The sequence below is a fragment of the Metabacillus malikii genome (assembly GCF_030813355.1).
Taxonomy (GTDB): domain Bacteria; phylum Bacillota; class Bacilli; order Bacillales; family Bacillaceae; genus Metabacillus; species Metabacillus malikii.
The window spans coordinates 12,904-25,096 of the sequence record NZ_JAUSUD010000023.1 but is presented as its reverse complement, the minus strand read 5'-3'; the positions used below and the strand labels follow the sequence as shown (position 1 = coordinate 25,096).

The 12,193-nt window shown below is 31.2% G+C and carries 13 protein-coding genes and 3 pseudogenes; 15 read left to right on the top strand and 1 reads right to left on the bottom strand.

The window, feature by feature from the left end; all coding sequences use genetic code 11:
- The first annotated feature begins 201 nt into the window (after positions 1-201).
- Positions 202-1,311 (top strand): ABC transporter permease, encoded by a 1,110-nt coding sequence (locus J2S19_RS18410; RefSeq protein WP_307344776.1) that lies wholly within the window; start codon positions 202-204, stop codon positions 1,309-1,311.
- Between the two features lie 8 nt (positions 1,312-1,319).
- Here the strand turns inward: J2S19_RS18410 and J2S19_RS18405 are convergent, their stop codons facing one another.
- Positions 1,320-1,832, bottom strand: a complete 513-nt coding sequence (locus J2S19_RS18405) for a transposase (RefSeq protein WP_307344774.1) — start codon at positions 1,830-1,832, stop codon at positions 1,320-1,322.
- Positions 1,833-2,765: 933 nt separating this feature from the next.
- Between J2S19_RS18405 and J2S19_RS18400 the strand changes: the two are divergent.
- The 14 genes and pseudogenes from J2S19_RS18400 to J2S19_RS18335 all read left to right on the top strand — a co-directional run.
- Positions 2,766-3,239: pseudogene (locus tag J2S19_RS18400) on the top strand (SMI1/KNR4 family protein); the annotation flags it as partial.
- Between the two features lie 457 nt (positions 3,240-3,696).
- Positions 3,697-4,107 (top strand): hypothetical protein, encoded by a 411-nt coding sequence (locus tag J2S19_RS18395; RefSeq protein WP_307344772.1) that lies wholly within the window; start codon positions 3,697-3,699, stop codon positions 4,105-4,107.
- A 445-nt stretch (positions 4,108-4,552) separates the two neighbouring features.
- Positions 4,553-5,002 (top strand): annotated as a pseudogene (locus J2S19_RS18390) (NUDIX hydrolase).
- Positions 5,003-5,207: 205 nt separating this feature from the next.
- On the top strand, positions 5,208-5,375 hold the full coding sequence (locus tag J2S19_RS18385; protein WP_307344770.1) for a hypothetical protein: 168 nt from the start codon (positions 5,208-5,210) through the stop codon (positions 5,373-5,375).
- A gap of 129 nt (positions 5,376-5,504) precedes the next feature.
- Positions 5,505-5,933: a hypothetical protein gene (locus J2S19_RS18380; protein WP_307344768.1), complete on the top strand. Its 429-nt coding sequence runs from the start codon at positions 5,505-5,507 to the stop codon at positions 5,931-5,933.
- A gap of 154 nt (positions 5,934-6,087) precedes the next feature.
- A pseudogene (locus tag J2S19_RS18375) lies at positions 6,088-6,567 on the top strand (DinB family protein).
- A 114-nt stretch (positions 6,568-6,681) separates the two neighbouring features.
- Positions 6,682-7,218: a GNAT family N-acetyltransferase gene (locus J2S19_RS18370; protein WP_307344766.1), complete on the top strand. Its 537-nt coding sequence runs from the start codon at positions 6,682-6,684 to the stop codon at positions 7,216-7,218.
- A 576-nt stretch (positions 7,219-7,794) separates the two neighbouring features.
- Positions 7,795-8,001: a hypothetical protein gene (locus J2S19_RS18365; protein WP_307344764.1), complete on the top strand. Its 207-nt coding sequence runs from the start codon at positions 7,795-7,797 to the stop codon at positions 7,999-8,001.
- Between the two features lie 438 nt (positions 8,002-8,439).
- Complete coding sequence (locus J2S19_RS18360; protein WP_307344763.1) at positions 8,440-8,604, top strand: hypothetical protein; 165 nt, start codon at positions 8,440-8,442, stop codon at positions 8,602-8,604.
- 138 nt (positions 8,605-8,742) lie between these two features.
- A complete protein-coding gene (locus J2S19_RS18355; protein WP_307344760.1) occupies positions 8,743-9,129 on the top strand; it encodes a hypothetical protein in 387 nt (128 codons plus the stop codon).
- Between the two features lie 164 nt (positions 9,130-9,293).
- Complete coding sequence (locus tag J2S19_RS18350) at positions 9,294-9,464, top strand: DUF4083 domain-containing protein (protein WP_307344758.1); 171 nt, start codon at positions 9,294-9,296, stop codon at positions 9,462-9,464.
- Positions 9,465-9,558: 94 nt separating this feature from the next.
- Positions 9,559-10,392, top strand: a complete 834-nt coding sequence (locus tag J2S19_RS18345) for a dihydrodipicolinate synthase family protein (RefSeq protein WP_307344756.1) — start codon at positions 9,559-9,561, stop codon at positions 10,390-10,392.
- A 562-nt stretch (positions 10,393-10,954) separates the two neighbouring features.
- Positions 10,955-11,104, top strand: a complete 150-nt coding sequence (locus J2S19_RS18340; protein WP_307344754.1) for a hypothetical protein — start codon at positions 10,955-10,957, stop codon at positions 11,102-11,104.
- Between the two features lie 344 nt (positions 11,105-11,448).
- Complete coding sequence (locus J2S19_RS18335; protein WP_307344752.1) at positions 11,449-12,183, top strand: hypothetical protein; 735 nt, start codon at positions 11,449-11,451, stop codon at positions 12,181-12,183.
- Positions 12,184-12,193 lie beyond the last annotated feature (10 nt).

The following is a 12,193-nucleotide window of genomic DNA, read 5'->3' as shown; positions in this document are numbered from 1 at the left end:
AATATTATATTGAGGAATTATTAAAACGTCTTCTCATAGGTATATTGATTATACTGATTGGAATGTATTTTTTAACTAGTACTGGTGATTAGATATTCCACTTATCAAATAATGGTGGAGCAAATGTACAAAAAGAAAAAGCTAATTCGAGATATACAATAGTGCCGTTAGGTTAGTATTCAATGAAAGTATGGTGTACTAATGGATGTAAAATCATTATGGGATTTAAGGGTTCAGGAATTTTATCGGAAAATGTTCAGATACTACTCCATAATTGGTGCGAATGTTGTTTATTTTTTTTTGATTATTGGTAGTATCTTTATTTATTATTTTCATTCATTTCTTCAATGGATACCTCCTCAAATCTCAGTTGAAGGAATTTTATCGCTATTTGTAACCTTCCTTTTAATACCGACAAAAGTTCGTACATTTATGAAAAGGGCTGATATAATCTTTTTGTTGCCATTAGAATGGGGATTAAAGCCGTATTTTATTAAATCACTTGTATATAGTTTTGTTATTGATGTTATGAAATTGCTTAGTTTCATTACTGTTTTCATATCCCTATTTTTACACACAACAAATATAAAACCTCTCCTTCTTCTTTTTATAGTGGGGATTGCCGCTAATAACATTTTAATGAAGTGGACAGAACAATGGTTAGAGAATCATGTGCAATTTGTGTTACATAGGTTGAATAGGTTTTTTTCAATATATTTAATGTGTTATTTTATGTTAAAAAATGACTGGATGTTCGTGCTTATTTTAATGAGTGTAAATGTCGTCTATTTCATTTTTTCTATAAGAAAAAATAGAAGTCTGAATTGGCAGTGGCTAATAGAGGAAGAAGAAAGTGCCTTATTAAGAAACTTTAAATTTATAAATATGTTCATAGATGTCCCTAATCTTAAACGTTCTTTTCGCAATAGGCGTTTACTTACTATGGTTGTAAAAAGATGTATCCCATATAGTCAGAGCCGTACATTCGTATATTTATACTCACATTTGTTTGTAAGATATAATGATTACTTTTACCTTTATATAAGACTGACCGTAATTGGTATCTTTGTTAATTATGCTGTGCCAACAAGTGGTTGGATTTTTAATCTCCTAATTATATTTATAACTGGATTTCAATTAATTCCTTTACAACATGAAATGAAACAAAGTGTATTACTTTATCCTATTTCTAAATCCCAGATGAAAGATTCTTTCTTAAAGTTTGTCTTAGTTATATTATATGCACAATCATTTATTCTATTTTTCGCCATGTTCATTCATCCTTCCACTGCTAAAATGTGCGCGATCTGACGGGCTGATCATTCGTCCTCTTGGTCCCCCCAGATCGCTTGGGCCTTTTTTCTTAATAGTAATAAGGCTGCAGCTTCTGCCAATGCTTTCTCTTTTTTTCGCAAATCTTTTTCTAAGGTTCTTGCACGCTTTTTTTCCTCTTTCAATTCCTGATTCAGCTGCTTTGATTGGCTAGATTCACGGCCATTTGCATTTAGGCACGAAACTCGCCATGCTTCAATTTGTTCTTTATATAGTCCCTTTTTCCGACAATACTCTGCAAGTTGTGCACTATTCATTGTGAAGGTTTCCATGACAACGAGAAACTTATCTTCACTACTCCATTGTTCAGAACTTTGTCCATCTCCAGGTGTAGGGTTCCCAGCCATTCTAGCTCCCTTTCTCCACTTGTAAAGTGTGGGTTCCGTAATGCCCAACTCGTTACTTAATTGGCCTACAGTTTCATTATTAGGGGGCATCATTCTCTTAACAATTGATGCTTTCTCTTCCTTTGTATATCGTTTACCATTATTATTTTTCATGTCGATCAACCTCCGTGTATGATTTAAACTATACACTAAAGTTCCCTACGACATCTATCCTAACAGAGGGGGACATCAAGAAAATTATTAATGTTAATTGCTTTCATATGGTCTTTTCCTTTAAGTTTGTATATGCTAATGACGCCAGGTATATTTCTACTGTTTGGAATTACTTGTTTTTTTTATTTGTTAAGTTATATTCAAATGAGGAAAAAAAGGGGATATAAGGATACTTCTTGTACTAACGGATAGCTTTACTTCAACAAGGAGTAAGGCTTTCCTTATTCCACTAACGGTGCAGAATAGTTTAAACAAGGGTGTTACAGTTTTATGGTAAAATGGAGGAAATACTCTGGAAGTTGCTGTCATGTTAATATTAAATACCGAGTATGTTAACTACATACGTGGGAGAATTAAAGCTAATAATAAATTTCTTGATATTATAAACTCTCAAAATTACTTAGATGTTGTGTTAAGAGGGCACCTTTTTATCGAATCAAAGATTGTGGAAATGTCCAAGGGAAATTAACCAATCCTAGTGTTTTAGAATTAGGTAAAGTTTCTTTTTCGTTAAAATTATAATTAGGTGCTGTTTTAGGATTATTATAGCTAGAAGATTTGCCAGCTTACAAGAAAATAAAATAAATAGGTTACGTAATGAGACTGCTCATAAACTTACCTTCGAAGTTACTGATGAATAGGTACAAGATTTAATTTCAACTCAAGATCCATGTCAGTTAAAAATCTCAAACTTTAATGATGGTGATGATTTAGCTTTTCGTTTTCTACTTATAGAATCAATATGGATATTATTTTGCTCTATAATTTTTGAAATAATTTTCGTTATAGTTCTTCAACTATAGAGGTAGGTTTGTTGAAGAGGTATTCGTAACAGGATAGAAGGTATTTTATTAATCTTATTGGGGTGACTTTATTGTGGAAAGCATTTGGCAAAAAGATAATGACTATGGCAAATTAGAAACGTTAACAGATGTGATGATAGAAATAGCAGAAGAAAAACTGAAGGTTAAGCTACCAAATTCCTACATAAATATCTTGAAACAACAAAATGGTGGTTATATTAAATTTAATGCACACCCTTCAGATATACCAACATCTTGGGCTGAAGACCATGTTAATGTTGACCATTTTTTTGGAATAGGATTGGGTAAGGAAAAAGGAATATTAGAAAGTGAATATTTAATTAAAGAATGGGATTTACCTGAGAATGTGGTAATAATATCAGGAGATGGACATTCATGGATTGCACTTGATTATAGGAGTAGGAAAACCGAACCTTCTGTTATTTTAATTGATATTGATGAAGAACAGGTTTTTGAACTGGCTCCAAACTTTGACTCCTTTCTAAATGGGTTATATGAAGAATCCATAGATTTTGAAGAAGAGTGCACAGACGACATACAACGTCAATGGACAATAACTGAAATCAACGATACATTTTCAGCTAATAATGAATTTGAAATAGCTTACGCGTTAGATTATCTTTCATCAAATGACTCTGAACAAAAGCAATTGATTGAGCAGAGCTTAATTAAACTGCTTCAACATTCTAAATTAGAAGTAAGAGAAACCGCAGCCAATTATGCTTATCATTTTTATGAAAACGGAATACTATCAACGAGTTGTGTAGAAAGTATTGTGAAATTTATACGGAATGACAATGAAATAGAATATTTTGCTGATATGTATTTTGCAGGTTTGTAGGATAACAAAGATTAATGGACAATTATGTTATTTGATAATTGTACTAACGGATAGGATTACTTCAAGTAGTGGTAATGCATTTTTTATTGTACTAACGATGCAGAATAATTGAAGAAGGAATAGCAGGGGGTGAGTGGAAATGAGTTTGGCTTCCTACATTGGCTGTAATATAGAAATACCGTGTAATGATGATGAATACTCAGATGATTTTTTTTATATTGGCAGTTGTTTTGCAGGTGAGGATGAGATGATAAATGTAAAAAAATATCAGTTTACTACACCTTATGTTTATGAAGTATCAAGTCATTGGGGAATAGAGATTACGGAATATATGACCCAAAAAACGTGTGTGGAATCAAAAAAGAAGCTAATAGAACTTTGTGAAATTATGGATAGTTCCCTTGAAAAAGGAGATTTTTTTGAACTGTATAGTTGTTGGGTAGGAGAAGAAACTGAAAAGCGGGAGGGTGAGATAACCCTCCAAATCAATAACTTTGATATTGACCAGATAGAAATACCCGAAAAAACGTTAGTTAGATTTGAAAAATGAGGTTTTCTTCTTCAAGTAAGGGTGTGATAATCGAAGAAGGATTATCGCTTATTCACAAAAACAAATACTATATTCGATAAAAAAAGATAATGATGATGGTGAAATGCTGGCTTATAATGAAATGTTGGCAGATGTTAAAGAAATGAAGGGAAATAAATTTGTAAATAAGTACGTAAATATAATAAAAAAACTTGCATTACAGTTTGAAGACGAAAAGTTCAATGATAAAAGTGAAGTAGAAAAAATGTCAGGATACAATAATGCAATTTTCTCTATTTTGAAGTGTATTAACCTAATTTATTAGTATGATTTAGTAGGTTAGTCATAGGGTAATCAATTTTGTCTTATTGCACTAACGAAGCAGGTTAGTGCAACAAGAAGGAAATTTGTTCTTAACCTAGAATTGGTTAATTCAACAAAAACTATATTATTTTTGGGGGTAAAGATGGGATATATAGAAGATTTACGCAAAGTGGTTGGGACGCAGCCTCTTATATTAGTAGGCGTTGCTGTTGCTGTAATTAATGAAACTGGCGAATTTTTATTACAAAAGCGAAGAGATGGAGTTTGGGGTGTCCCAGGGGGATTTATGGAATTAGGAGAATCTACTGAGGAAGCTGGTAGAAGAGAAGTTTTAGAAGAAACAGGGATTGAAATTGGTAAACTTGATTTAGTAGGTGTTTTTTCAGGAAAGCAGCATTATGTAAAGTTACAAAATGGGGATGAATTTTATCCCGTTACAATTGCCTATGTTACAAAGGAAATTAAGGGTGGGATTTTAAAAGCAGACGGTTAAGAAACAACCGAAGTGAATTTTTTTAAAATCAATGAATTACCCGAAGGACTTAGTCCTGTAATAAAAAATTTAATTAAACAATACTCGCTTTCATTATAAATATATGTTGTCTTAGGGTTCTATATCAATTATCGAACAAGTATGTGAATAATTGGCTTAAACAATCGGGTAGCGATACTTCACTAAAGAGGCATCGCATTTCTAATTGTACTAAAGAAGCAGGATTGTTTAAGAAGAAATGGAACTTTTATTGTAGGAGCTTCGTATGTGAAATATCAAAGGTTTAAGTTAGGGGCTGTTTTCTATGTTTGATATTACATTTTTATTTATTATGGCTTTTGCTGGTGGAACTATAGCTATCATTGGTATCTCGGTTATATTAGGTCGAAGAATTACGGAACCGAAGAAAGAACTCCAACAGAAAGTTAAAAACCTCGAAGAAGAGGTTAGGAAGCTAAAAAATGAGAAATAGAAACCTAATTTATTTATCTATCAGGGGCGTTTCTGCAATGGCAGTAGAGTCGTTTTTCGGACTATCGGGGCAGAATAGTGGAATAAGTCGGTTGGGTTATTATGGTAATATTGGATAAGGGGGATGGAATTGAATAAATTATTGATGATGTTAGTTATGTTAATTCTATTTACTGGTTGTTCTAACATGACAACCAAGAATGAAGAGAATACAGATTTACTAATTTCCGATGCTTTGACCTCTATTGGTGGAGTTAATGAAAGTTTTGATAGGCAAAAGTTAAGTTATGAAATCACTATTATTAATAAGGGGAATGTTCCAATAATTGATGACTCTATCAAAGTAATTTTAACTGAATGGATTAATGAAAAACTAATAGAACATGAAATAACAGAGAAAAGATTTAATGAAGACAACATAATAGTTAAGGGCTATGTTGTTTTCGATTCCAAAGGTTTGACTAAGAACGATATTGTAGAAAATAAATCCTATATAAATGGAATTAATATCGAGACTATGAATGGTAAGGAAATACTAATTGAACATAAATATGATTAACTTGTGAAGAATTACACTTAAACTAACGGGTGCGATACTGCAATAAAGAGGTATCGCATTTTATATTGGACTAAAGGTGCAGTTTAGTTGAAGAAGGAAAGGATTGTATTTACATGGAAATATATTGTTATTATGCCATATTGGAGTGTTAAAAGTGATTAAATTTTTTGAATATAACTGGCAAGTACGAGATGAATGGCTTAACTGGTGTAATCAACTAACCACAGAAGATTTGCTTAAAGAACGTCTTGGTGGAGTGGGAAGTATTTTATATACCTTTTTTTCATATTATTGACGTGGAATATAGTTGGGTTCGTGCTATTAATGGGAAAAAAGATTTTGTTGTTCTGTTTGATGATTATAATACACTGGATAAGGTTAAATGTCTCTCTAATAAATTTCGAAAAGAAATTAATGAATTACTGAAAATAAATTTAGATGAATGTGTGAAAATGACCTTGTAAGTGTTGCTTGGAATAAAGAAGTTATATATACAAAAGGAGAAATAATACACCATATAATAGCTCACGAAATTCACCATATTGGTCAACTGTCTGTCTGGGCTAGAGAATTAAAATTAAGCCCAATTTCAGCTGATTTTATAGGCAGAGAACTAAAATCTTTCCATTCTTAGTTATAATTAAGGTCCATTTTTTATTACTGGTAAATTCATTCCTTATTGTAAAGGTGCAGGCTGATCGAATAAGAGTATAAATAAAACAGATGATTAAAGGGGAGAGAAATTATATTGAAAACTAACAATGTTGATGTGATACAAATTAGCATTGAAGATAAGCATATTCTTAAAAATTTATACCCACTATATCTTCATGACCTCTCACAATATACTGTTGAAGATATAGATAACAATGGGCAATATGACATAGACTTCCTCGACGATTTCTGGGAGAAAGAAGGTTTAATACCGTATTTGATAAAAGCGGAAGGTAGCATTGTCGGGTTTATTTTAGTTCAAACGGGAGCTTATGCACCACCAACAGGAGAAGACTTTTATGTAAGTGAATTTTTTATACTAAGGAAATATCGAAGAAAGGGTATTGGAAAAAAAGTTATTAAAGAGTTTTTTAATTTGTTTTCGGGTACATACCTACTTGGACAGCTTCCTAATAATATCCCAGCAATTCAATTTTGGAAGAGTGTTTTTAGGACTTTTAATATTGAATTTGAAGAGTTTAAAAATATGGAATTAGGTTCACCTTACTTTATCAGCGATTCAATGTCAATTATTAATAAATCGTATTCAACGAAGGGTGCAAGAGTTTAAAAAGAGCTGTCATTGAGAGCTTTTTGTTATTGAACTATAGGAGCAGTTTACTTAAATAAAGGTCTATTGAAATATTCATTAAAGTAAATAGTCAGGAGGGAATTATGAAAAAGAATTTTCCAATCATTTTAATCTTAACTTTTATGTAAATTAGCTGTTCTACTGAGGAAGATAGAGTAAATAGTAAATTGAAACCCGATGTGGAAGATAAATATAGTAATTGTTATTTTTGAGAACAAAATAACTTCTGAAGAATACCAAAGTAGTATCAATAACGACTTAATTGACGCGAATAAATTATATGAAAAAATTTATTCTGTTTCCTATATTAACTTAGAGGAAAATTCATCGCATGATTATGCATATAAAGAAACTTTATCCTTAAATGAAATGACTTTCTTATGATTATAGTTTTTGACAATAAGGGGATAGTTCTTCGTACAAATAATGTTTTAGATTTAGAAGAGTTTATTCTAAATTAGAGTTTCCTCATTATAGAAAGTGTGCGATACTTTAAAATAATTATCTTTTTTCTTATAGTACGAACAAAGATTGTTTTAAAGGAGATGAAGCTATTTGAGTATAGAACAAGGATTAAAAATAATGGAGTGGGTGGCTTTTTATTTAATGCCTTTCTTTTGTATAGTTTTTGTATTAAATTGCGTGAGTTTAGCAAAAAAAATAAGGATAGGTGAGAATACTGCTAAAAACACGATTTGGATAACAATTACATTTTTATTGATAATTTACTCAATAATGAGTGTAGCAGCAATGAATTATTGATTTTTTACCCAAGAACATTTGAACCTGACTTTCACCTTTAGCGACATCCAGACCACAACTGGATTCATAAATTATCTCCTCCTAGTGTAGTGGATTGACTGGTAACCTCTATCTAACTTGTCATTCATATCTTCGCTTGTTATACGGGGTCCTCATGTCCCAACCAGTCTAATCATGTGTTAACAAGTAGAGGGCGAACAGTTTAGTTGTCGGGATCAAGTCCCACGGATGCTTCCGTTCTATCCCGGCTACTATCAATCTATAAATTAAATAAAAATAGTCATCCAGGTTTCTCTGGTAGACCTTATAATACGAAAAGGAATCCTTCAACTAGAGGTATCGCATTTCTTATTATATTAAAGGAGCAGATTTTGTTGAAGAAGGAATTAACCTGTTTTATAGGGAATTAAGTCAGTAAAAGGTTTATTGGAGGTATATATGAATAGAAAGTATTTCTGGATTTGGATAAGTATTATTGCTGTTTTGTCATTTTTCACAGGGGAAATGGTCACATTTATGATGCTTCTTTTAATTTTACTAACACTTAATGAAATTAGCACAGTTTTGAAAGATTTTTATGATGATTGGAAGAAAAGAAATTAAAATTACACTATTTCTTTTCGCTAACTGGTGCGACACTTTAAGAAAAAGTATCGTTTTTTCCTTATTGTAAAGACGCAGGTTACTATAACTGTGAAACTTGAATAAATAACAACCGACTTATTATATGAGGGGTGTGTTATGACAAATCAAAAGAATTTATTAGCTTTGTTTTTAGTATTTTCTATTTTATCAGGGTGCGTAGCTGATGGTGGAAAAATATCGGCAAAAGATGTATTAAAACAAAATTCAAATGCTGATATTTTACAATACGATGGATTTATTTATAGTAATATTTCAGAACTTGAATGGTTTAAAGAAGAAAAGGAAAGGTATATCAAACATAATTTATTAGGTGAAATCAAAAAACAATCAACTAGTAGTTTACGATTTAAGGATTTGACTGCTACTAAGTTGCCTATTGGTGCAAAGTTATATTCGACAAGTGAGAATGAAAAAGATTTGGGAATATTAATAGTCGAAGACGAAGAAATAGATTTGTATTATATGAAATTGCTTGAAGGTTAATAATAAATGAAAATACTTAACCTAACAGGTGGCGATAGCTGAACAAAGCTGTCGTTTCTTTAACTAGTAAAGTAGGAATATTTTATAAGAAACCAATAAAAAGGCAGATATTTATTGTAAACTATTGTTAAAGAAGTCTAATTTAGGGAGGTATACTGAACGGTATGAATATTGGAGATGCATTATTTCAGTTGTTTTATCTTGCATTTATTGTACTAATTGTTGCTTTAATCGTGTCATTTTTCCGATCTTATAAGAAGCGAAACAATCAGCTTGATAGAATTGAAGAGAAAATCGATGATGTGAACCAACAATTGAAAAAGGATGCTAAGTAAGGCTTGGATAATTAAATGTAGGATAGCGATTGTACTAAAGGAAAATCGCTTCTTGGCTAACGATGCAGTTTAAGTTGATAAAGGGGATAACATATTGCTAACAGAAAACGTACATATTGCTGTGCCAACAGCATTTTATGAAGATGAATCTTTAAATGTTCAAGGAACAATAAGCCATATAAGAGGCCTGTATAAACAAGGAGTAAAATCTGTTCTTGTCTCTGGAACTACTGGAGAACAGCACAGTCTAAACCTCCAAGAAAAGATTGAAATAATAAACGGATTAGAATTGGAAGAAGAACTCATTAATAATATGGAAATCATATTTGGTGTGGCTTCAATTAGACAGAAAGAAGCAGAGGAATTAGCAGAAAAGATTCGTCCCACAAGAATATCAGGTATTATGCTTGGGTATCCACCGTATGTGATACCGACACAAGAAGAAGCATTCGTTTATACAAAGAAGATTATTGATCTAAGTAATAAACCTACTATTTTATATAACAATCCAAAAAGAACTGGATTTGATTTATCAGAGAAGAGTATTATTCAATTAAGTAAGATTGACTTAGTGATTGGAATAAAAGATGCTGGAAACAAAGAAAAAGTTGAACGAATTAAAAAGGGTTTGCATAGAAATGATTTCTATTTTTATGCTGGGGGAGAAGTGGATTTAGAAGAAAAAGTATCATATGGGTATAATCGCCTTTCTTCCATTGCTGGGAATGTTGCCCCTACAGAATTTAGACAATGGTTTCAAAAAATTCTTAATAAGCAAAAAGTAAATAAACAAGAATATGAAATAATAGAAAATATTATGAAACAAGTTTTTCAAGCAAATACTATTGTGAGCCTGAAAAAAATCATTAATGATAAGAGTATTCCAATAGGGATTTGTAGAAAACCAATAGGTAATATTTTAGACTGATGACGAAAGTGTATATCCAAACATGTAATATTTTTTTAATTATTTCACATAGACTAAATGCTAGCTTAAGTTTAACAGAGAGTTGTCACGGCAACTCCTATTTTTTTGTGCTCACAATGAAGAATAGTTCAACAAATAATGGTATTCAATACTAAAAGGGAGTTTTTTGAGGAAAATACCAAAGTCATGTTTAAGAAAACAAACATTATCTTGGTAACACTAGCATTATTTATTACCATTTTAAATCATTTTAGGTCAAAATATTCTGTTTTTCTTATTAAAAACGGAACAGAATAGTACAAGGAATTATATTGTTAACGTAGCAATAGAGAGAAATGTTGAGGAGGAATAATAAAATGAACAACTCTTACAAGCTGCAAATTTGATAGGAAAAAGATATCCTTACGTCAATAAATATTTTTACAAAGTTTTTATTGTTTTTTCTAAAATACGCAAAGTTAGTAGTATACTAATAAAGTAATCAGAATGACTTCAGTAATATAAGGTATATTATATTTGTTGAATAGATTTTCTTTTAAGATAAGAAAAGTAGGTGAACAAAGTGGGAAAATATCAATTGGATACGAAAGGTCAAGTAGCAGTGACAAAGTTTCATGAAAAACAGTCACCTGCCAAGTTTGACAAAAAGCAGCATCTTGAAAAAATGCGTGCGGAGTTTTTGAAAAAGAAGCAAAAACAAACAGATAAATAATTGGAATGAAAACATAGGGGAACGAAAATCTCTCTATGTTTTATTCTTTTTTAAAAGGAGTTTTTCACAAAACAGTGACAACAAACTCATCATCAGATATCCATTCCTCATTAAATTTTACAGTATCAGATTATTCACCACCAGGAATTTTAAAACTCTATTTGGATAGTCCATTTATATCAACCAATTTACCCGCTCTACGATGTATAAGCCAGTTTCTTGAACTAAGTGGTAAGATATACTCCAACAATGAGGTATCGAATTTCTTTTGTACTAATGGTACAGGGTAATTTAAGAAGGACTAATTTAGATATTTAAACTTTAAAATATGGAGCTGAAATAGATTGAAAAAAAAGTTAGTTTTCTTTTTCATCGGAACGATTTTACTTTTAACCTCTTTACCAATTGGTACAAAAATGGCCATAGAACTTATTCATACGCAAAAAATGAATCAAGACTATAAGATTACAAATGTAAGTGAAGGTTTTCCTCCTACTGACTCTACTTATATTTTTAAAGACCATATTGTAGAGATAGAGGAAACGATAAAGGATAAGGAAAGTTACATAGACCCTTGGAATAATAAGGTTGTTATTGCAGATTTATCGATAAAATTAGATGGACAAGAAATAGATACAATGAATGATTATCCAATAAGACTGGAAGAAGAAGGTTTGAATAGATATTATGGGGAAATTGCTTACTTAACATTAGAAGATAAAAAAAATGATAAGACCCAATTTGTCATACTCTTGAAAAAGACCAGGGAATTACTGAAAGAAATGCCAAACGGAGATATAGTTGGTGGGGTGCCTGTTGAAAAATTAAAGTTCACGCTATATACATTAGATGAAAAAGGTACGTTGAAAAATAAATCTTTTAGCTTTTCTGAACGAGACGCCCTACAAACAGAACTGCTGAATGCTGGCTTTGTAGTTCCTTATTCAATAGGTTATTATACAGACGCTTGGGAAGGTTATCCTTCACTATTATTTCCTTTCATTTTTCCATTTGGAACATTTGTAGTTGGTGTTATATTGATAATTTTCTATATACCTATTAAAAAAGTAAAAAAATAAAATGTAAGAA